The following is a 19,623-nucleotide window of genomic DNA, read 5'->3' on the forward strand; positions in this document are numbered from 1 at the left end:
AAAAGCCCCGCGGTCGGTCCGTAACATGGCCCTGATGTTTTCCGAGCCGCGCTCATTGCAACTGCTCGATTATTTGAAACGCGTCGGCCCCAGCGAAGCGCCGGCGTTGATCAATGGCGAGACCGGCACCGGCAAGTCCATTACGGCATGCTCAAGGGGCGCGCACGGCCTTGAGCAGCAGCGTCTCGAATAGCTGCTGCGCGCGTGGTTCATCACTGTGGGCGACATTAAAACGCATCGCATTGAGGTGCGCCGGGTCGTAACCGAACAAGGCGCCCGGCGCCAGAACCATGCTGTGTTTCAACGCTTGCTGGGCCAGCAGTTCGCCGTCCACTCCCTGCGGCAGCCGCGCCCAGATAAACATCCCGCCCTCGTACGCCATCGGCAGCTCGCACCCGCAACGCTTGAGCCATTGCTCGACGCGCCCGCCGCACTCCGTCAACCGTTGCACCATGCGCTTGCGGTGCTTGGCGTAGCTGCCTTCGCTGAGCATGCGATAGACCAGCTGTTCGAACAGCTCTGAGGTCACGCCGCCGCTCATCAACTTCATGTTGGTCAGGTTCGCCGCCAGTTGCGGTGCGGCCACCACATAGCTGACGCGGGTGTTGGCGCTGAGGATCTTGGAGAAACCTGACAGGTACGTGACCTGGTCCAGCCCGGCGAGAGCGGCCAGGCGCGGTGGCGGGTTGGGGTGCAGGTCGCCGTAGAGGTCATCCTCGACGATATGGCAGTGGTAGTGCTGAGTCAGTTGCAGCAGGCGAAACGCCTGGCTGGGGCTGAAGGAGTGGCCGGTGGGGTTGTGCAGCACGCTGGTGGTCAGGTACAGACTGGGGCGGTGTTCGGCCAGCAGCGCCTCAAGGGCGGCGAAGTCAAAGCCGTCGGGGCGGCGCTCGAGGGTCACCACTTTTACGTCGTGCAAGGCCAGGTTGGCGTGGAAGTTGAAGTAGCACGGCGCGTCCAGCAGCACGGTGTCGCCGGGGCGTGCGAGCAGGCGCATGAGCATGTCCAGGCCTTGCACGGTGTTGGGCGTGGTGATGATTTGTTCCACCGGCACTGACAGGCCTTCGCTGTGCAGTTTTTGTTGCAGCGCCTGGCGCAGCGGCAACAGCCCGGCCGGCGCGCCCAGCCCGGCGATGCGCAACGACGGCGCGCGCACCACGCTGCGCAGGGCTTGGCGGATGGCGTCGTTGTTCAGCCAGTCCTCCGGCAAGTGCCCGCTGCCGGGGCGCAGCTCGCCGCCGGCGGTGACCAAGGGGCGGCGCAATACGCTGAGCAGGTCTTGGGGTAACAGGTCGACCCAGGTCATCGAGGCGGGGCAGGCGCTGTCCATCGCCACAAAGTAGCCACGACCCTGGCTGGAGGTCAGCAGGTTGCGCCCGCGCAGGCGGTCCAGTGCTTCATTGAGGGTGAATTTGCTCACGCCCAGGGTCTGGGTCAATTCACGCACCGACGGCAATTTGCTGCCCGGCGCCCATTCACCGTGCTCGATGGCGTGGCTGAACGCGTCGACAATCTGCTGAACCTTGGGTGTGCCGTCAACAAAGGCGATGGCGGATACAAACATAAACCGTCCTGGTATTTGCCGGTGATTTTACCGGCCATTGTTACCGGTAAAGTTCGGCCGGATTAGGCCTCACTTTACCTGCCCTGTGCAAGGCTGCCGCTCTAGACTGCGGGCCATCAATGACAGGGATTACGTGATGGAAAGCCAACTGATCAACCCCGGCGCGCCGTTCTGCCTGGGGGTGGCCCAGCATAAATACCTGGGGGCCGAAAAGGGCCTGCAAAGCGCCATTGAAGGGGGCTACAGCCACTGGTACATCGACGCCAGCCTGTTAGGTGAAAGAGTCGAGGACTGGACTGATGCGCGCATCGCCCGCCTGCAGGAAAAGATTGCGGTCAGCGGTGTTCAGCCGATATTTCACAGTAACTTCAAGGCGCCGCTGGGCAGCGATGTCGGTGCTTTTCGTGCGGCTGCGGTGGAGTACGTGGAACGAGAGGTCGATGTTGCCAGCCGTCTGGGCGCGCCGTTGATCATCCACGGCGGCTGCATCGTCGGGCCGCAAAGGGTGCTGGAGGCCAGGGACATTGCCCTGGAGCATTACCTCAAATCGGTCAAGGAGCTGGCGCAATATGCCGAGGCCAAGGGGACGGATATCTACCTGGAGAGTCTGTCCAACTACGTCAACTACCGGATTTTCACCCACGAAGCGCAATTCGCCTTTGTGTTCGAACACCTGCAAGCGCACAGCAATGTGTACTGCTTCCTTGACGCCGGCCACGCCCGCCTAGACAGCGGCTTGCCCGCGCAAGTGGTGCGCAAGTACCCCGCGCTGATCAAGGGCATTTCCTTCAGCAACCACAAGGAGGGGCACCACGCCGACAACTGCGTGTACGCCGAGGTGCTGCAGGCTATCGTCGAGACGAACTGGAAAGGCCTGGTGGCCTTTGAAACCTGTCACCACAGTGCGCAGGCCGCCCTGGCCGAGTTGGCGCGCGCCTTCGCCGTTGTTTCTTCCAATCCGGGTTTGGGCTCATGACAAGTACGTTGACGCTTTCTTCGTTTCTCTACTTTCTGCTGTTTTGCGCCGCCATGACCTTCAGCCCCGGCCCGATGACCCTGTTGCTGTTGAGCCTGGGTTTGAAGGACGGCCTGCGCAGCTCGATCCCGGCGCAGATCGGCGCCAGTGTGGCGTACCTGATCTCGATCCTGATCTTTGCCGTGGGCTTTTCGGAATTGATCAAGGGCAACCTTGCCATCACCCAGACCCTCCAGTTGGTGGGTGTGGCCTACATCCTCTACCTTGCCTACCGGCAGTGGACCAGCAGCGGCGTATCGATCAACCGGGACGCTGCCGCGCAGGGCGCGCGCAGCCTGTTCGGCAAGGGCTTGCTGACCGGGTTTTCCAACCCCAAGACCCTCATCATGTTCAGCGCCGTGTTCCCACAGTTTGCCGGGGCGGGAGGGCACAGCCGCGCGGCAGATATCGCCATCCTCGGGCTTACCTTTTTGTCGTTGCAGTTTGCCAGCGGCTGCCTGTATTGCTATTTCGGCCAGCGCATCAAGCACGTGCTGGAAAACCCCAGGCGACGGGTGTTGCTGCAACGGGTCACGGCAGTGCTGTTGCTGGGTGTGGCGCTGATGCTGGCGCGCGGTTTTTCGCACTGAGGGGCGCTACCCGCAGGCTTATGAGCGGTAGTGGCGATTTGACGTCGCCCTGATAGACTCCAGGCATTCATCCAGGATCACATCAAGCCATGTCAACCGCCGGAGGAAATGGACTTCCGCTCGCTTCACGGTTGTATAAGTCGCGCACGCTGGGGCTGACGCTCGGCTTTGTGTGCGTGGTGTTTGGCATGTTTCCCCTGCATCCCCCGCTGTGGGTGTGGGCGTGGATGCTGATCAACGCCTTTGTCTGGCCGCACATGGCCTATCTGTGGTCGCGCCGCGCCAGCAACTCACTGCGCAGTGAGCGCCGTAACCTGCTGTTTGATTCCTTTTGCGGCGGGTTCTGGGTCGGTGCCATGCACTTCAACCCGCTGCCCAGTGTCACCACGCTGTCGATGATGACCATGAACAACGTCGCCATTGGCGGGCCGCGCTTTATGCTGGCGGGCTGGGTGGCGCAGGCCTTGGGTGTTGGCGCGTCGTTGCTGGTGTTCGCCCCGGCGTTCATCGCCGTCACCACTGAAACCCAGCTTTACGCCTGCTTGCCGATTCTGATGGTGTACCCGCTGGCCCTGGGCTGGATCTGCTATCGCCAGGCCGTGACCCTCGCCCGGCACAAACGCGAGTTGCTGGCGCTGAGCCGCACCGACAGCCTGTCTGGCCTGCTTAACCACGGTGCCTGGAAGGACCACCTGGAGATCGAATTTCAACGCTGCCGCACAGAGCAGGTGGGCGCGGCCATTGCGCTGATCGACATCGACCATTTCAAGACTATCAATGACACCTACGGCCACGTCACTGGCGATATCGTGTTGCGCCAACTGAGCAAAGTGCTGCGACAGAACCTGCGCACCGCCGACCTTGCCGGGCGCTATGGCGGCGATGAGTTCTGCGTGATCCTGCCGGACATGCCCCTGCACCGCGCCACTGAAGTGATGGACGCCTTGCGCGATCGCTTCAACGCCTTGGCGTACACCCAAGACCCGACACTGCGCGCCAGCTTGAGCATTGGCCTGGCGCCGTATCAACCTGCGCATGCGGATTCGACCAGTTGGCTCAACGACGCCGACCAGGCGTTGTATGAGGCCAAGAGCAGCGGGCGCAACCGTGTGAGTTCAGTGCAAGGGAGTTGGTTGCGATCGGTCTAGTGGGGTAGGGTGTCGGCGCGCCCCCAACAAAAAAACAAGGATCGGTCCATGCTCTTCACCTTCTCCCGTACCCTCCTGGCCGCGACCCTGGCCTTGTCCTTCGCTGCGCCGGCCTACAGCGCCGAACCCCACAAACAGATCCAGGCCGGTGCCGAACAGTACAAGGCCCCCGCCCTGAAACTGCTCGAGCGTCTGGTGAATATCGATTCGGGCTCCGGCTACGAGCCCGGCCTGACCCAAGTGCGCGACATTGCCGTAGACGAATTGAAGCAGCTCGGTTTCAACATCGAGCTGGTGCCGGACAAAGCCGCCAACAACAGCCATGTGATCGCCACCCTCAAAGGCACCGGCAAAGCCAAGATTTTGCTGATGGCCCACATGGACACGGTGTTCAAGGAGGGCTCGGCCGCCGAACGCCCGTTCCACATCAAGGACGGCCGCGCCTATGGCCCCGGTGTGATGGATGACAAGGGCGGCATCGTCGCTGGCATCTATGCGCTGAAGGTGCTCAAAGACCAGGGCTTCAAGGACTACGCACAAATCACCTTCCTGCTCGACGCCAGCGAAGAAACCGGCTCTGACGCCGCCTCCGAACTGATCCGCACCACCGCCAAAGGCCACGACGTCACCCTCAACCTCGAGCCCGGCCGCCCAGCCGACGGCCTGGTGGTATGGCGCAAAGGCAGCGCCACCGCCGTGGTCGAAGTCAAAGGCAAAGCCGCCCACGCTGGTGTCGCCCCGGAACTGGGCCGCAACGCCGCGATGGAAGCGGCGCACCAGATCCTGCAACTGGGCAAACTGGGCGACGAAGAGAAGAAAACCACCATCAACTTCACCGTGCTCAAGGCCGGCGACCGCGTCAACGTCATCCCCGACCAAGCGACGGCCAAGGCGGACGTACGTGCGGCATTGCCGGAAGAGTTCGACCGGATCGAGAAGGACCTGGCCCGTGTTTCGGCGAATAAGTTGATTCCGGACACCGAAGTGAAGACCAGTTTGCTGCGCGGTTTACCACCAATGCCGCAGACGCCGGAGTCGGACAAGTTGGTCGCAATCGCCCAAGGGATTTACGGGGAGTTGGGGCGTAAGTTGACCATCGAAGGCAGCGGCGGGGCAGCGGATGCCAGTTTGTCTGCCGGGGTTGGAACGCCGACGTTGGATGGGTTCGGGATTGTCGGTGGCAACATCCATACCCCAGAGGAATATGCGGAAGTGGAGAGTGTAGCGCCGCGGATTTACCTGCTTAGCCGGATGATTATGGAGCTCTCGAAGCGATGATTGGGGCGCCGGGTTCACTCATTTTTTGAGGGTGAACCTGGGTATCGGGTGAGTAGGTTTGTTGTGATGAACCGGCTTATTGTGATGAGAAGGCTTATCGTGATGAGAAGGCTTATTGTGGCGAGCAGGCTTGCCCTGCGCTGGGCTGCGCAGCAGGCCCGAAACTTGCGACGCGGACTTGGCTGTAGAACCGCGTCGCCCTTGTTGGGGCTGCTGCTGCGCAACACAACGCGAGCAAGCTCGCTCGCCACAGGTAAAGATCGAATGGTCTATTTAGAGGTAGTCTTTCAACACTTTTCAAGGCTGTATAAAGTATAAATTAGATGTGGACCCTTCGATTTTTTTGGCTTTTCCCTCTTTTAGGTACTCAGTGAATTCGCGTTCCAAGAATTCTTTATTGGTGTATTTTTTGTATTTATGTGGCAACTCGCACGCGTACATGTACAGTCGCCATGCGTCGAAGCCGTCGACTCTTCCGTCAGGGCCGTAATCAAAGTCGATACATATTTCGGATAAGTAAACACAGCAACCAATTCCATGTAGTTCGTAGGTTACGCCGGCGGTGACTGGCCCTCGCTGGGGGATTTTTTTAGAGCGCCATAGACCCAGGATATTTTTGACTCCGAATGAGTCCTCAAGTAGAGCTGTTGCGCTTTTCACTCGCGCTAGATAATCGGTGATCAAATTTTCTATGGAGTGAGTCTTTATTGTTCTTGATCGAATCAATCTGCGGGGTCCTATTATTATAGTTTGATTTTTATGGGTTTGGAGGAAATGATAGATTTGAAAAATAAATGTCACCCTCAAAAGAAATGCATGCGATCCAATCAGATTATCGCTGTAGAAAGTATGTGTGCTGCGAGGCTGTCGAAGTATATGTAATGTTAGGGGCAGGTCTTTAATGGTCTTGTATTGGTTTTTCAGAGGCTGCTTCTCTCTTATAGTGTTTAAGTCGTTCGAGTAGGGCATTCATGGGAGTCGATGGTTTGCAACACCACTGGCGTGTTGCCGAGGGGTACAAATCGGGAATCCATGGAACATGTGCACCAGAGTCAGGGTGCCGACTTGCGTGCAGGCCGCAACGGCCGAGCTGGGCAGGATGGAGCGGTTGATCGGCGCGACGAGTGCCGCCTCATCCCCGACTTTGAAGACCTGATCGACATCCAGTGCCGAAAAGCTGACGTAGCTTTCGACCCAGAGCTCGTAGGTATTGAGGCAGCGTTTGAAATCGCTGAGAACGGATTCGACGTCTCGCGTCTCGGAATCCATCACGGCCAGTACCAGAAGGCCAATGTGTTGGCGGGTGGCGGCGATCAAAAGACAGCCCTAATAACCGGGGCTTTAACGGAAAAAACCATCAGCAATCCCTCGCACTGTGTGATCAGGCGAAGGACTTTGCCGAGGTTTTCAGGTGGTATCTGTAGAGCTTATCCGGGTGTTGCGTGGGAGGTTTCGGTAGTCCTTGTCCTCTCTCGCCCAAGCACCAGACTGCACAGCGCCGGCAGGAACAACAGTGTCAACACCGTACCCACCAGTACCCCGCCAATCAGCACATAAGCCAGGGACGACCAGAACACCGACAGCGTCAGCGGGATAAATGCCAGGGCCGCCGCCAGTGCCGTCAAAATCACCGGTCTTGCGCGGCGCACGGTGGCTTCGATAATCGCTTCGCGAATCGCCATGCCGTGCTCCTGGTTCTGGCGGATCTGGTCGGTAAAGATCAGCGTGTTGCGCATCAGGATGCCGCCAATCCCGATCAAGCCCAGAATCGCGTTAAACCCGAACGGCTGGTTGAACAGCAGCAAGGTCGGCACCGCGCCGATCAGGCCCAGGGGCGCGGTGGCGAAGACCATGAACATTACGCCGAACGAGCGCACCTGGAACATGATCACGGTGAGGGTCAGCAAGATCATGATCGGGAACAGCGCTGCCAGCGCGACATTGGCCTTGGCGCTTTCTTCCACCGGGCCGCCGATGTCGATCTGGTAACCGGCCGGCAGCTTTGCGATCAGCGGTTGCAGGTCTTTGTACACGGCCATTTCCACGTCGGGCGGTTGTACGCCGTCGATGATGTCGGCGCGCACTTCCACAGTGCTTGCGCGGTTGCGGCGCTTGAGGATCGGCTCTTCCATGACCGCCTGAAAATGCCCGACCTGGGCCAGCGGCACCGAGGTGCCGGCGCTGTTGGTCAGGGTCATATTGTTGAGATTGCCGAGGTCTTCGCGCTGGTTGCCCTGGGCGCGAGCGACCACGGAGACGGTGCGATTGCCTTCGCGCACTTCAGTGATCGAGTTGCCGCTGAGCAAGGCATTGAGCTGCGATTTGACCTCGTTGGGGGTGAAACCCAGCAGGCGCAGGCGGTCCTGATCCAGCACCAGGCGATAGCCGCTGGTGCGCTCGCCCCAATCGAGAAAGGCGTCCTTGGTCAGCGTGTTGGCGGCGACAATGCGACGCACATCTTCGGACACCCCGCGCAGCACATCCACATTTGGCCCGGACACACGAAACACCACGGGAAACGGCACGGGCGGGCCGAACAGCAATTGCGTGACACGCACGCGCGCAGCCGGGAATTCACCGGCCGCTATGCGCTCACGCATGCGCAGCTTTAGCGCATCGCGGGCATGCGAGTCCGGGGTTTGCACAATCAGCTTGGCAAACGCTGGGTCGGGTAACTCGGGGTTCAGCGACAGGAAAAAGCGTGGCGCGCCGCCGCCCACATAGGTGTCGACCAGGCTGGTCTGTGGCTCTTGCAGCAGGGCTTTCTCCAGCTGCGCCGCTACCGCCTCGGTGCTTTTGAACGCGCTGCCGGGCGGCATGTACACCTCAAGGATCAGTTCGGAACGGTCGGAATTGGGGAAGAACTGCTTCTTCACCACGCCCATCCCTAAACCGCACAGCACAAAGGCCGCCATCACCAAGCCAGTTACCCACCAGCGCCTGCGCACACAGGCTTGGACGACATTCCGCAGTTTCTGGTAGTAACGGCCGGCGTAAATGGCGTCGTGGCCGCCCGGCACCGGTTTGATCTGCGGCAGCAATTTCACGCCCAGGTACGGTGTGAACACCACCGCCACCAGCCAGGATGAAATCAGCGCAAAGCCGACGATCCAGAAAATGTTGCCGGCATATTCCCCGGCGCCCGAGCGCGCAAAACCCACCGGCAGAAAGCCGATGATCGTCACCAGCGTGCCGGTCAGCATCGGCGCGGCGGTGGAGCTCCAGGCAAAGGTGGCGGCGTGAATCCGGTCGAAGCCTTCCTCCAGTTTCACCACCATCATCTCGATGGCGATAATCGCGTCGTCCACCAGCAAACCCAGGGAAATAATCAGCGCGCCCAGGGTAATACGGTCGAATTCACGCCCGGTCAGCAGCATGATCACAAACACCACGGACAAGGTCAGCGGCACTGCGGCGGCCACCACCAGGCCCACGCGAAAGCCCAGCGCCAGCAGGCTGATGACCATCACCACGGCCAGGGCGACGAAGAATTTGAGCATGAATTCATTCACGGCCAGGCTGATGTTTTTTGCCTGGTCGGAGACCTTGGCGAAGTTCACGCCCAGCGGCAGACCGGCCTGAATGTTGGCTTCCTGGGCCTTGAGACTTTTGTCCAGCTCCAGGCCGTTCCAGTGCTTTTCCATGATCACGCCGAGCATCAGCGCAGGGTCGCCCTGATGGCGAATCCGGTAGCTGGGCGGGTCTTCATACCCACGGCTGACGGTGGCCACATCGGCAATGCGCAGCACGCGACCGTTGACTTCCAGCGGCACGTTTTCGATCAGCGCGAGGCTGTCGAAGGCGCCGTCGATACGGATATAGGCGCGGGCGCCGGCGGTTTCGACGAAGCCCGATGGCGCTACCGCATTCTGCGCGGCGAGGGCGGCGAAGATCTGATCGGGCTTGATGCCCAGGGTAGCCAGGCGCTCGTAGGAAAACTCGACAAAGATCCGCTGTGCCTGCTCGCCGAGGATGTTGACCTTTTTCACGCCCGGCAGGTTGAGCAAGCCCTGGCGCAGTTCTTCGGCCATTTGCACTTGCTGGCGATGTGGCAGGTGCTCGGCTTCCAGTGCGTAAAGGGCGAAATACACGTCGGAATATTCATCGTTGAAGAACGGCCCGATTACGCCTTTGGGCAGTTTCGCCGCTTCATCGCTGAGTTTTTTACGGGTCTGGTAGAACAGGTCCTGGATTTCACTGGGGCGCGTGGATTCTTTGTAGGTCATGCGCATCGACACAAAACCCGGCTGGGCGATGGTCTCGACGCGGTCGTAGTAGTCCAGTTCCTGCAGACGCTTTTCCAGGCGGTCGGCGACTTGCTCCTGCATTTCCTGTGCGGTTGCGCCGGGCCAGGCGGCGGTGATGGTCATGACCTTGACGGTAAATGAAGGATCTTCGGCGCGCCCCAGTTGGCCGAACGAGAAGATGCCGGCGGCGAGGATCGCGATGATCAGAAACAGCGTGACTGCGCGGTGTTTCACCGCCAGTTCGGAGAGGTTGATGCCGCGCATGCTCAGTGGTCCTGTTTGCGATTGAGGGCCAGTACCTGGGCGGGCAGCAGGCGTACCGCGTCACCGCTGTGCAGCAAGTGCGCGCCCAGGGCGACGATGGTCTGGCCGGGTGTGAGGCCGCTGTCGAGCAGGGCGTCTTCCTGGCCGAGACTGGCGACTTTGACGGGCGCGAAGCTGACGGTGTCATCAGCACCAATCAGCCACACGCCGGTGCCTTGCCCGGCGTCCTGCAACGCGCCGATGGGCACGCGGGTTTGCTGGGCCTGGCCATCGCCTTGCAGGCGGACGGTGATGGTCGAGCCAAGGGCGAAACGGTCAACGGCGCCGTGCAACACGTAGCGCGCGCGGTAGGTGCGGGTGGTCGGGTCGGCGCTGGCGGACAGCTCGCGCAGGGTGGCAGTCACGGCCTGGTCCGGCGCGCCGAAGGGGAACGCCAAGGCTTTTTGTGAGGCTTGGTCGCGTTGGTTTTCCGGCAGGTTGACGATGGCTTCGCGAGCGCCGTCATGGGCCAGGCGCGCGACGATTTGCCCTTCGGCGACGACTTGGCCGCGGTCCACGCGCACGTCGGTGATGATGCCGTCGCCGTCAGCCTTGAGCACCGAGTAGGTGCGGCGATTTTCGATCTGGCTGGCGTCCGATTGCGCCGAAGCCAGCTCGGCTTCGGCGACGCGCAGGTTGGTCGCCGACTGGTCGAAAATCTGCCGCGACACGGCGCCGGTGCTGGCCAGGCGCTGGTAGCGGTTTTCATCATCGCGGCGCTGGCGCACTTGCGCCTGGGCCGCGTTCACGCGGTTCTTGGCCGAGCGCAGGGCCAGCTCGAAGTCGCCGATGTCCAGCACCAGCAAGGTATCGCCACGGGAAACATGCTGGCCGGGGTCGACCTTGCGGTCTATGACCTTGCCACTGACCCTGAAGCCCAGGTCGCTTTCTGTGCGCGCAGCCACCACGCCGGTGTAGGCGCTTTGCTGGGTGCCGGCGGCTTCGACTTTGGCCGCGAGCACGGGGCGGGGCGGCGGTACTTCGGCGGCGGTGTCGGCCTTGCTGTTGCAGCCGCCGAGGAGGATCAACAGGGCTAAAGGCGTGAGAAGACGCAGGGGAAGAGGGGTCATGACGGGCTCCGGGATAACCAGTGAATAAAAAATTATGGACATAATTTTTTACGCATATTATGGTCGAAATATAAATTAATCCAGCCCCCGGATACTCCCCATGGCAAACGCCCCGGCCCCCTCGCGAAGCTTGTTGTTTTTACTGGTGGCCCTTACGGCGCTGGGTGAAGTGTCGACTCAATTGATCATCCCAGGCCTTGGCGCCATCGAGCAGGCGCTGGCGGCGCCAGCCGGTTCGGCGCTGATGGCGTTGTCGGCGTTTGTTGCTGCATTCGGCCTCGGGCAGTTGCTGTTCGGGCCGTTGTCGGACCGGATCGGCCGTCGTCCGGTGCTGATCGGCGGTCTGGCGCTGTATGTGCTGGCGACCTTGGCGATGCTGCTGGTCAACGACATCGGCCAATTCATTGCCGCCCGCGTGTTGCAAGGCCTCGGCGCCTGCGCCGCATTGGTGTTGGCGCGCACCGTGGTGCGTGATGTGTGGCAAGCCGAAGCGGGGCCGGCCCTGGCGCTGACCATGATCGGCATGCTCTACGCCATTGTCGTCGCGCCGATGATCGGCGGGCTGCTGATCAAGCTGCTGGGCTGGCACGCGCCAATTGTTTTGGCCCTGATCATCGGCAGTGTGGTGCTGGTGTTGGCTGTGCTGTTCTTTCGCGAGAGCAACCAATACCTCGATCCCACGGCCGGCCATTGGCGTACCCTCGGCGGGCAATACCTGGATTTGCTCAAGGGCCGTCAATACCGGGCGTACGCCGTGGCATTGGCGTGCACCTATGGTGCGATGTTCTCGGTGATTGCGGGGTCGTCGGCAGTGTTTATCAACCTGCTGGGTTTCAGCAGCCTTGAATACGGCATCAATTTTGGCGTGATTGTGTCGATGCTGATCGTCGGTTCCACCTACACCCGGCGCAACATCATGCGCCTGGGGCCGCAGCGGATTGTGGCGATGGGCGTGACACTGGTGGCCATCGGCGGCCTATCGGCGGTGCTGATTTACGAGCTGTTCGGCCTGTCGGTGCTGGGCCTGGACCTTCCGGTGGCACTGGTGACCCTGGGCGGTGGCCTGGTGCTCCCCGGCTCGGTCACGGGCGCGGTAATGCCCAACGCGCACCGTGCGGGCCTAGCCGCTGGGCTGATGGGGTTTTCGCAGATGTTTGGCGCGACCTGCAGCGGCCTGTTGCTGAGCCATTTGCGCGATGGCAGTGCCACGCCGATGATCGTCATCGAGGCCAGCTTTGCGGTGTTGGCGTTTGTCGCGTTCCACCTGCTGCGCCAACGTCCGGTCAAGGGACTGTCCTATACGTAGGACGATCAGGGCTGCTTTTGCCGGCTAGTGTTCAGAGGCCGACGGACTTATGGTGTAGGCACTTTGGAGGTACACCATGAAAAAAATCATCGGCATCTACACCAGCCCCCGCGCCCATTGGGTCGGTGACGGCTTTCCGGTGCGCACGCTGTTTTCCTACGACGCGATGGGCAAGCACATCAGCCCATTCCTGTTGCTGGACCACGCCGGCCCCGCCGATTTCAGCCCCACCGAACAACGTCGCGGTGTAGGCCAACACCCGCATCGCGGCTTTGAAACCGTGACCATCGTGTACGACGGCGAAGTCGAGCACCGTGATTCCACCGGCGCCGGCGGCACGATCGGTCCCGGCGATGTGCAGTGGATGACCGCCGCGCGAGGCATCATTCATGAAGAATTCCATTCCGAAGCCTTTGCCCGCAGCGGCGGGGCGCTGGAAATGGTGCAGCTGTGGGTCAACTTGCCGGCCAAGGACAAAATGGCCGACGCCGGTTACCAGACCATCGTTGACGGCGACATTCCGGTGCTGCCGTTGGCCAATGACGCCGGGCAATTGCGCCTGATCGCCGGTGAATTTTCCGGTACTCAAGGGCCGGCGCGTACGTTCACGCCGATAGACGTGTGGGACTTGCGGCTCAACGCCGGTAAAGCGGTCACGCTGGACCTGCACGCCGGGCGCAATACTGCGCTGGTGATCCTGCGTGGCACCGTGCTGGTCAATGGCGAGGAAGTGGCACGCCAGGGGCAACTGGCGTTGTTCGAACGCGACGGTGATCAACTCACCCTGGAGTCCAATGACGATGCCAAGGTGTTGCTGCTCAGCGGTGAACCGATTGATGAACCCATCGTCGGCCATGGCCCGTTTGTGATGAACACCGAGCAGGAAATCCACCAGGCATTTGCCGACTACCAGTCCGGTCGTTTCGGGCAAATGCACGCCTGACTGCACACCGCAAAACCTGTGGGAGCGTGCTTGCTGTGGCAAGCCCGCTCGCCACAGCAAGCCCTCCCAATACATTTTGTTTGCTGCCTTCCCGATTCATGCGATCTTCTGAGCATTCGCCCTGGAGTCGCCTGGATGCCCTCATTTATCGCTGATCACCCGATGTTGTGCGCCGTGGCGCTGATCTTTATCGACATTGCCGTGTGGCGGCTTATTTCCGTCAACCTCGCCAACTGGAAGCTGGCGGCGCGGTTGGCAATCTTTGCCGTGTACAGCGCCGTGCTGTTCAACGACGGCATGAACCCCATGCAACTGGCACCCTATACCGACAACACCGCCTTGCACCTGGCGGCTACTGCCTTGCAGATCGGCTGGTGGCTGTTCGCCGCACGGACCCTGACGGTATTGCTCGGTGCGGTGATGATGCAACGGGTCGGCCATGGCGGGCGCTTGCTGCAGGATTTGATGGGCGCGGTGATTTTCCTGATCGCGATCATCGCCGCCATGGCCTACGTGCTCGACCTGCCGGTCAAGGGCGTACTCGCCACTTCCGGCGCGGTGGCGATCATCGTCGGCCTGGCATTGCAAAGCACCTTGAGCGACGTGTTTTCCGGGATCGTGCTCAACACCACCAAGCCGTATCAGCTGGATGACTGGATCTCCATCGACGGCACCGAAGGCCGCGTCACCGATATCGACTGGCGTGCCACACGCCTGCAAACCTCTCAGGGCAGCATGGCGGTGATCCCCAATTCCCTGGCGGCCAAGGCCAAGATCATTAACTTCTCACGCCCCGCCGACATGTTCGGCCTGGCCGTCAGCCTGCAAGTCAGCCCGCATGCGCGCCCGCAAATCGTGATCGAGGCGCTCGAGCGCGCCATGCAAGGGTGCCGGCCGCTGCTGGCCAACCCCGCGCCAAGCGTGGCGTTCAAGACCTCCGCCAGTGGCGGCGTCGAGTACGAAATCAGCGGCTTTGTGCCGGCCATGACCCTCAAGCGCGAAGTGCGCAACCAGCTTTACGATTTGGCTTTCAGGCACCTGCAGGCGGCGGGTGTGGGGTTGCTGTCCGCCACCGAAAGCGGCGCGCCGCCGGCGTTGTCCGGCGCACGCGCGTTGCTGGAGCGTTCGTCGATTTTCTCCACGCTGCGCCAGGAGGAGAAGGACACCTTCAGCCAGAACATGACGCTGCACACCTATCGCGCTGGCGAGATGATCCTGCCGGCGGGGGAGGTCAGCGATCATTTGTTTATCGTCGAGTCCGGCGTGGTCTCGGTGATGCTGATCAAGGGCGGTCACAAATTCGAAGCCGGGCGCATGGGGCCGGGCGAAGTGATTGGCGAGGCGGGGATTCTGTCCGACCAGGCGACGCTGGCGGACTTTTCCGCCAAGACTTTCTGCACCCTGTACCGCATCGAGAAGGAATACCTCAAACCCTGCCTGGACGCGCGGCATGACATCAGCGAAGCGATGAAGGCGCTGCTGGATTTTCGCGTGCACGCAGCGCAGGCCATGACCCAGGAAGCGCCGGTGGTGCCGGTCAAAAAAGGCTTTTTGCAGTGGTTGCGCAATCGCGGCTTGTAAGCACTCAGGGCGCCATCGCGACGCGGTAGCGCTGGTCAAAATCATCCGCCAACTGCGCCAGCGTTACATCGCCCAAGCGCGCCATCAATAGCGCCTGCGCCTGGTCGAACGCGTCCGTCAGGGCGGCGTTTACGGCCTGTTCCACCAGGCACTGCGGGTGGTCGGTGGACAGGCCAATGGCGAATATCGACGGCGTGCCCAGCGCGTTGTGAATATCCAGCAAGGTGATGTCGCTCAAGGGTTTGCCCAGCGTCCAACCGCCCTGATGGCCTTTTTCCGAGCGCACATAGCCCTTTTCCTTGAGCAACCCCAAGGTGCGTCGCACCACCACCGGGTTGGTGCCGAGCATCTGCGCGATGGTTTCCGAGGTGGCGCGCTCTTCATGGCGGCCCATATGGATCAGCACATGCAGCATGCGCGAGAGGCGGGTGTCGTTTCTCATCAAATAATCCCCAGTCGAGTCGGCGCAAAGTATCGTTCGTAACCTGAAAAGTTGCGAGACGCTTGACGCGGTATTTTTACGTAACTTATGGTGTGTCGTGAAAGCGCACGGATAACCCTGTGCGCAACACACGAGGTCACGTTCATGGTGCACGACGTCATTATTGTGGGCGGCAGCTATGCCGGCCTGTCCGCGGGCCTGCAATTGGCGCGGGCGCGGCGCAAGGTGTTGATGATCGATGCCGGTCAGCGGCGCAATCGGTTTGCCGCCACCTCCCACGGTTTTCTCGGTCAGGACGGCCAGTCACCCGATGTCATCGCAGCCGAGGGCCGCAGCCAACTGATGGAGTACCCGACGGTCACCTGGGTGCAGGACAGCGTGTTGACGGCCGTCGCGCAGCAGGGCGGTTTCAGTGTGCGCACCCAGTGCAATGGCGAGTTCAAGGCCAAACGCCTGATCCTCGCCACCGGCGTGGTCGACGAGCTACCCACCCTCGAAGGCCTGCAGGAACGCTGGGGCACACGCGTGTTTCATTGCCCTTACTGCCACGGTTATGAACTCGATCAAGGCCGCATCGGCGTATTGGCCACCTCGGCATTGGCGATGCATCACGCGCTGATGTTGCCGGATTGGGGCGCCACCACCTTGTTCACCAATGGCGTATTCACCCCGGATGCCGAGCAACAGGCGCAGCTGGATCGACGTGGCGTGATGGTGGAGCGCGCACAGGTTGCGCGCATCAGCGGCGAACGCGCCGATGTGGAACTGGCAGACGGGCGGGTCATTGCGCTGGACGGCCTGTTCACCCAGTCGCGCACCCGAATCAGCCCGTTAGCCGAGCACCTGGCCTGCGAGTTGGTCGACGGCCCGACCGGGGCTTATGTGCACACCAACGACATGCGCCAGACCTCGGTGGCCGGCGTCTTCGCCTGTGGTGATGTCGCCCTGGCGGGCGGCTCCGTAGCGCTGGCGGTGGGCGAGGGCGTACGCGCCGGCGTCGGCGCGCACTTCTCGTTGATCAACGGGTGAGGTAGGCCGCGCTGTCGGTGGACAGCGGCGCACAGTGAATATCAACTGACCGACAAAGGCCGCGCGCTGATGCCGGTGCTCGTCACGTTGGCCCAATGGGGCGGGGCGCACACCGAGCCTGAGCATGACGGTGCGCTGGGCGTTGACGACATCGTCGCGCAGGTGAGCTAGGCGGGTTGGCCATCCACCAGTTGCTGGAACAGGGGCGTCAGCAAGTCGATCAACACCTGCGGGTCGGCCTTGGCCAGCGGCGACAGCTCGAGCATCTGGCGCATCACCTGAACGCCTGACACCAGTGCCATTATCAACGCTGCGCGCTCCTGGTGATGCGCGCCCTTGAGCGCGGCGGCCAGGGTTGCCTGGTGGCCATTTTCCAGGTGCTCGCGGCCAATCATGGCGGCGCGTTTGCTCGATGCCGACTGCAGCATGATCAGGAAACCTTCCAGCGGCGTGCTGCCGGCTTCGGTGATGCTGACCAGCGCGGTCGCCAGGGTACGACCGAAATTTGCCGAGCTCAGGTTGCCTTGCGTCAGGGGGAACGGGCTGGCCAGCGCCTGGGTGATCACCTCGGCAAACAGCTGCTCCTTGGAGGCGAAGTAGCGGTTGACGAGCATCACGGTGACCCGCGCGCCGGCGGCGATGTCGCCCAGCCCGGTGCCATCGTAGCCGGATAGGGCAAACGCTTTGCGCGCAGACAACACAATGGCTTCGCGGGTGACGGCGGCATCGCGCCGGCGGGGAATGGGGTTGGGCATTAGCGTCCTGATGGCGGGTCATTGTGGGCGCGCAATTGGCGCGCGCCGACAGGGTACAGGGTCTATTTGCTGTCGAGGAAGCCCAACAGTGCGGCATTGCACAAACCCGGGCCCTGCACCGCGGGTAATGGATCAATGCATCCAAGGCCCAGGGGCATTTTGTTCAATACCGCATTCAGTGGGTCGTTTACCGTGGTGCCATCTTCGCTTGGCATAACAAAAAGGAACCGCAATGAGCTTGATCCTCTCCATGGCCGCCTTCGCCCTGGCCACCTCCATCACGCCGGGCCCCGTCAATGTGGTCGCGCTCAGCTCCGGCGCGCGCTTCGGCTTTGCCGCCAGCCAGAAACACGTGTTCGGCGCCGCCGTCGGCTTCACCCTGCTGCTGGTGCTGATCGGCCTGGGCCTGCACGAAGTGTTGGTGCGCTGGCCGATCCTGACCCAGTTGATCCAGTGGGGCGGTGTCGCGTTTTTGCTGTACATGGCCTGGAAGTTGGCGGTGGACGATGGCCGGCTCGACGCCGACGGCACCGCCACCGCGCCGTCGATGCTTTACGGCGCGATCATGCAATGGCTCAACCCCAAAGCCTGGCTGGCCTGCGTGGCAGGGATGGGGTTGTTTGTGGCGGACGGCGACGCGGGCCAAGTGTGGCTGTTTGCGGCGCTCTACCTGGTGATCTGCTACCTGTCGGTGGCGTGCTGGGCATACGCCGGGACGTTCTTGCGACGCTACCTGAGCAACCCGCAAGGCGTACGCCTGTTCAACCGCTCAATGGCCGCGTTGCTGGTGGCCAGTGTGGGTTATTTGCTGATGGCTTGAGCAAGTCGCGGTACTGCCCCGGCGTAGCAGCGAAATGCTGTTTGAACGCGCGCTGAAAATGCGCCTGGTCGGCAAACCCTGCCGCCAGCGCCACGTCAGCGATCAACTCGCCGTTGCGCAATTGCGTGCGGGCAAACTGGATACGCCGGTTGACCAGAAAGGCATGCGGCGTCAGCCCGTAATACTGTTTGAACGCACGGATCAGATACGACGGCGACAGCTCGGCCGCCAGGCAAATCTCTTCGAGCTTCAACGCCTCGGTGCAGTGCGCGCGGATGTACTCGGCGGCGCGCTCCAGCTTGTGGTTGATCTCCCGCACCGGCGTTAACGAAGGGTTCAAACGCTGCTGCACCTCGGTAAAAAAACTCACCAGCGCGCTCTGTTTTTGCAGCAGTTCGGCGTGCTCATCCAACAGCATTGCGTACAGCTCGATCAGACCGTTGAACAGCACCGGGTCGCGGGTGTGGGGCGTGTTGAACGGCCGATAGCCCTGATCGGTACTGAAACCCAGCTGGTATTGCAGGTCGGTCAGCCAAGGCGTGTCGAGGTAAATCATGTGATACGACCAAGGCTGGTCGTAGATCGGATTGCACGCATGCACATCGCCGGGGTTCATCAACACCACAGTGCCAGCGCTGATTTCAAACGTCTGCGCGCCGTAGTGGTAATAACTGCGCCCGGTGGTAATCGCACCGATGGAAAAATGCTCGTGGGCGTGACGGGTATAAGTGACTTTGCGCCCGTCGGCGATGGTCCGTGCTTCGATGAACGGCAAACGCTCATCACGCCAGAAGCGCGGCGCTTGCGCGGGGTCAGCAGAGGTGTTCAGCGACATGGCGGTGGCTCCATCCCTTGAGGAACGAAGGGCGATCATTACACAGACCGCCAGGGCCGTCAGCCTGGAAGTCCCATTGGCGTATGGAATACGCCGGCCAAGGTCCATTTATGCTAAAACCCTGCTCACGCCGTTTTCAGCCCTAGAGCCGCACATGACATCGTCTTCGCCCATCCAGATTCGCGCTGCCAGCCCCCAGGATGCCCTATGCATCGGCGTGCTGGGCATGCAGGTATTTCTCGACACCTACGCGACCGAAGGCATTCGCAGCGCCATCGCCACCGAAGCGCTGCAAGTCTTTGCGCCGGCTACCATCTCGCGGCTGATGACCGAACCCGGCAGTGCTCTGGTGGTGGCAGAAACCAACGGCCACCTCGTCGGTTTTGCTCAAATCAAACTGCGCGCCGAGCACGCAATGCTTCCATCCTCCAACGTTGCCGAGCTACAACGCCTGTACATCCAGGAGCGCTTCACCGGCCGGGGTATCGGCTATCAACTGCTGCAAGCGGCCGAGCAACACGCAGCGCTGGCCGGGGCTTCACTGTTGTGGGCCACGGTGTGGGTCGGCAATGAACGGGCACTGGGTTTTTACCCGCGGCGCGGCTACGAACTGCTGGGCTCGCCGACCTATACGTTCCAGGGGGAAACCCACGAGAACCGGTTGTTTGGTAAAGCCCTGAGCGCAGGCGGGTGAATG

At 61.5% G+C, this 19,623-nt stretch carries 18 protein-coding genes and 1 pseudogene; 12 read left to right on the forward strand and 7 right to left on the reverse strand.

Going from position 1 to position 19,623, the window contains the following annotated elements; genetic code table 11:
* Positions 1-25: 25 nt before the first annotated feature.
* Positions 26-193, forward strand: coding sequence for a sigma 54-interacting transcriptional regulator (locus AB5I78_RS11645; protein ID WP_369303355.1), 168 nt, complete (start codon positions 26-28; stop codon positions 191-193).
* Here the strand turns inward: AB5I78_RS11645 and AB5I78_RS11650 are convergent.
* Positions 152-1,564, reverse strand: coding sequence for a PLP-dependent aminotransferase family protein (locus AB5I78_RS11650; RefSeq protein ID WP_369303356.1), 1,413 nt, complete (start codon positions 1,562-1,564; stop codon positions 152-154). The two genes, AB5I78_RS11645 and AB5I78_RS11650, sit on opposite strands and share 42 nt — an antisense overlap.
* 136 nt (positions 1,565-1,700) lie before the next feature.
* On the opposite strand from AB5I78_RS11650, the gene AB5I78_RS11655 reads away from it, so the two are divergent.
* The 4 genes from AB5I78_RS11655 to AB5I78_RS11670 all read left to right on the forward strand — a co-directional run bounded on the left by AB5I78_RS11655 (position 1,701) and on the right by AB5I78_RS11670 (position 5,595).
* Positions 1,701-2,540, forward strand: a complete 840-nt coding sequence (locus tag AB5I78_RS11655) for a sugar phosphate isomerase/epimerase family protein (protein WP_369303357.1) — start codon at positions 1,701-1,703, stop codon at positions 2,538-2,540.
* Positions 2,537-3,169 carry a LysE family translocator gene (locus tag AB5I78_RS11660; RefSeq protein WP_369303358.1) on the forward strand — a complete coding sequence of 211 codons (633 nt, stop codon included), beginning with the start codon at positions 2,537-2,539 and terminating at the stop codon, positions 3,167-3,169. The genes AB5I78_RS11655 and AB5I78_RS11660 overlap by 4 nt, the downstream gene beginning before the upstream one ends.
* Before the next feature lie 89 nt (positions 3,170-3,258).
* The gene (locus AB5I78_RS11665; RefSeq protein ID WP_145165811.1) at positions 3,259-4,317 is read left to right on the forward strand and encodes a diguanylate cyclase; all 1,059 of its coding nucleotides are present in this window, start codon (positions 3,259-3,261) and stop codon (positions 4,315-4,317) included.
* A gap of 48 nt (positions 4,318-4,365) precedes the next feature.
* On the forward strand, positions 4,366-5,595 hold the full coding sequence (locus AB5I78_RS11670; protein WP_369303359.1) for a M20/M25/M40 family metallo-hydrolase: 1,230 nt from the start codon (positions 4,366-4,368) through the stop codon (positions 5,593-5,595).
* 969 nt (positions 5,596-6,564) lie between these two features.
* On the opposite strand, the gene AB5I78_RS11675 is transcribed toward AB5I78_RS11670, so the two are convergent.
* The 3 genes from AB5I78_RS11675 to AB5I78_RS11685 all read right to left on the reverse strand — a co-directional run bounded on the left by AB5I78_RS11675 (position 6,565) and on the right by AB5I78_RS11685 (position 11,215).
* Complete coding sequence (locus AB5I78_RS11675) at positions 6,565-6,912, reverse strand: hypothetical protein (RefSeq protein WP_369303360.1); 348 nt, start codon at positions 6,910-6,912, stop codon at positions 6,565-6,567.
* Between the two features lie 110 nt (positions 6,913-7,022).
* On the reverse strand, positions 7,023-10,106 hold the full coding sequence (locus AB5I78_RS11680; protein WP_369303361.1) for an efflux RND transporter permease subunit: 3,084 nt from the start codon (positions 10,104-10,106) through the stop codon (positions 7,023-7,025).
* A 2-nt stretch (positions 10,107-10,108) separates the two neighbouring features.
* Complete coding sequence (locus AB5I78_RS11685; protein WP_262209066.1) at positions 10,109-11,215, reverse strand: efflux RND transporter periplasmic adaptor subunit; 1,107 nt, start codon at positions 11,213-11,215, stop codon at positions 10,109-10,111.
* 100 nt (positions 11,216-11,315) lie between these two features.
* Between AB5I78_RS11685 and AB5I78_RS11690 the strand changes: the two genes are divergently transcribed.
* The 3 genes from AB5I78_RS11690 to AB5I78_RS11700 all read left to right on the forward strand — a co-directional run bounded on the left by AB5I78_RS11690 (position 11,316) and on the right by AB5I78_RS11700 (position 15,045).
* Entirely contained in the window at positions 11,316-12,521 is a 1,206-nt protein-coding gene (locus AB5I78_RS11690) for a multidrug effflux MFS transporter (protein WP_369303362.1), read from the forward strand.
* A gap of 76 nt (positions 12,522-12,597) precedes the next feature.
* Positions 12,598-13,464 (forward strand): pirin family protein, encoded by an 867-nt coding sequence (locus tag AB5I78_RS11695; RefSeq protein WP_369303363.1) that lies wholly within the window; start codon positions 12,598-12,600, stop codon positions 13,462-13,464.
* Between the two features lie 135 nt (positions 13,465-13,599).
* Positions 13,600-15,045, forward strand: coding sequence for a mechanosensitive ion channel domain-containing protein (locus AB5I78_RS11700; RefSeq protein ID WP_369303364.1), 1,446 nt, complete (start codon positions 13,600-13,602; stop codon positions 15,043-15,045).
* 4 nt (positions 15,046-15,049) lie between these two features.
* Here AB5I78_RS11700 and AB5I78_RS11705 read toward each other — a convergent pair whose 3' ends face one another.
* A complete protein-coding gene (locus AB5I78_RS11705) occupies positions 15,050-15,487 on the reverse strand; it encodes an Rrf2 family transcriptional regulator (RefSeq protein WP_119735419.1) in 438 nt (145 codons plus the stop codon).
* 144 nt (positions 15,488-15,631) lie between these two features.
* On the opposite strand from AB5I78_RS11705, the gene AB5I78_RS11710 reads away from it, so the two are divergent.
* Positions 15,632-16,516 (forward strand): NAD(P)/FAD-dependent oxidoreductase, encoded by an 885-nt coding sequence (locus AB5I78_RS11710; protein WP_369303366.1) that lies wholly within the window; start codon positions 15,632-15,634, stop codon positions 16,514-16,516.
* Positions 16,517-16,549: 33 nt separating this feature from the next.
* Positions 16,550-16,687, forward strand: a pseudogene (locus AB5I78_RS11715) (winged helix-turn-helix transcriptional regulator); the annotation flags it as partial.
* Here AB5I78_RS11715 and AB5I78_RS11720 read toward each other — a convergent pair.
* Positions 16,684-17,271: a TetR/AcrR family transcriptional regulator gene (locus AB5I78_RS11720; RefSeq protein WP_369303367.1), complete on the reverse strand. Its 588-nt coding sequence runs from the start codon at positions 17,269-17,271 to the stop codon at positions 16,684-16,686. The pseudogene AB5I78_RS11715 and the gene AB5I78_RS11720 sit on opposite strands and share 4 nt — an antisense overlap.
* Before the next feature lie 232 nt (positions 17,272-17,503).
* Here AB5I78_RS11720 and AB5I78_RS11725 point away from each other — a divergent pair, with 232 nt between their 5' ends.
* Positions 17,504-18,091, forward strand: coding sequence for a LysE family translocator (locus tag AB5I78_RS11725; protein ID WP_145165802.1), 588 nt, complete (start codon positions 17,504-17,506; stop codon positions 18,089-18,091).
* On the opposite strand, the gene AB5I78_RS11730 is transcribed toward AB5I78_RS11725, so the two are convergent.
* Positions 18,033-18,926 (reverse strand): AraC family transcriptional regulator, encoded by an 894-nt coding sequence (locus AB5I78_RS11730; RefSeq protein ID WP_262209076.1) that lies wholly within the window; start codon positions 18,924-18,926, stop codon positions 18,033-18,035. The genes AB5I78_RS11725 and AB5I78_RS11730 overlap by 59 nt on opposite strands.
* Positions 18,927-19,080: 154 nt before the next feature.
* Between AB5I78_RS11730 and AB5I78_RS11735 the strand changes: the two genes are divergently transcribed.
* Positions 19,081-19,620, forward strand: coding sequence for an N-acetyltransferase family protein (locus AB5I78_RS11735; protein ID WP_369303368.1), 540 nt, complete (start codon positions 19,081-19,083; stop codon positions 19,618-19,620).
* Positions 19,621-19,623 lie beyond the last annotated feature (3 nt).

This window comes from Pseudomonas sp. N2-3-1-14, from assembly GCF_041228395.1.
Taxonomy (GTDB): domain Bacteria; phylum Pseudomonadota; class Gammaproteobacteria; order Pseudomonadales; family Pseudomonadaceae; genus Aquipseudomonas.

What these genes read in the sequence shown, in the direction of transcription:
- AB5I78_RS11690 (WP_369303362.1), top strand. Translation starts at nt 11,316, where the DNA reads ATGGCAAACGCCCCGGCCCCCTCGCGAAGCTTGTTGTTTTTACTGGTG.
- AB5I78_RS11705 (WP_119735419.1), bottom strand. Translation starts at nt 15,487, where the DNA reads ATGAGAAACGACACCCGCCTCTCGCGCATGCTGCATGTGCTGATCCAT.
- AB5I78_RS11650 (WP_369303356.1), bottom strand. Translation starts at nt 1,564, where the DNA reads ATGTTTGTATCCGCCATCGCCTTTGTTGACGGCACACCCAAGGTTCAG.
- AB5I78_RS11735 (WP_369303368.1), top strand. Translation starts at nt 19,081, where the DNA reads ATGACATCGTCTTCGCCCATCCAGATTCGCGCTGCCAGCCCCCAGGAT.
- AB5I78_RS11720 (WP_369303367.1), bottom strand. Translation starts at nt 17,271, where the DNA reads ATGCCCAACCCCATTCCCCGCCGGCGCGATGCCGCCGTCACCCGCGAA.
- AB5I78_RS11700 (WP_369303364.1), top strand. Translation starts at nt 13,600, where the DNA reads ATGCCCTCATTTATCGCTGATCACCCGATGTTGTGCGCCGTGGCGCTG.
- AB5I78_RS11655 (WP_369303357.1), top strand. Translation starts at nt 1,701, where the DNA reads ATGGAAAGCCAACTGATCAACCCCGGCGCGCCGTTCTGCCTGGGGGTG.
- AB5I78_RS11710 (WP_369303366.1), top strand. Translation starts at nt 15,632, where the DNA reads ATGGTGCACGACGTCATTATTGTGGGCGGCAGCTATGCCGGCCTGTCC.
- AB5I78_RS11725 (WP_145165802.1), top strand. Translation starts at nt 17,504, where the DNA reads ATGAGCTTGATCCTCTCCATGGCCGCCTTCGCCCTGGCCACCTCCATC.
- AB5I78_RS11695 (WP_369303363.1), top strand. Translation starts at nt 12,598, where the DNA reads ATGAAAAAAATCATCGGCATCTACACCAGCCCCCGCGCCCATTGGGTC.
- AB5I78_RS11665 (WP_145165811.1), top strand. Translation starts at nt 3,259, where the DNA reads ATGTCAACCGCCGGAGGAAATGGACTTCCGCTCGCTTCACGGTTGTAT.
- AB5I78_RS11685 (WP_262209066.1), bottom strand. Translation starts at nt 11,215, where the DNA reads ATGACCCCTCTTCCCCTGCGTCTTCTCACGCCTTTAGCCCTGTTGATC.
- AB5I78_RS11730 (WP_262209076.1), bottom strand. Translation starts at nt 18,926, where the DNA reads ATGTCGCTGAACACCTCTGCTGACCCCGCGCAAGCGCCGCGCTTCTGG.
- AB5I78_RS11660 (WP_369303358.1), top strand. Translation starts at nt 2,537, where the DNA reads ATGACAAGTACGTTGACGCTTTCTTCGTTTCTCTACTTTCTGCTGTTT.
- AB5I78_RS11670 (WP_369303359.1), top strand. Translation starts at nt 4,366, where the DNA reads ATGCTCTTCACCTTCTCCCGTACCCTCCTGGCCGCGACCCTGGCCTTG.
- AB5I78_RS11680 (WP_369303361.1), bottom strand. Translation starts at nt 10,106, where the DNA reads ATGCGCGGCATCAACCTCTCCGAACTGGCGGTGAAACACCGCGCAGTC.
- AB5I78_RS11645 (WP_369303355.1), top strand. Translation starts at nt 26, where the DNA reads ATGGCCCTGATGTTTTCCGAGCCGCGCTCATTGCAACTGCTCGATTAT.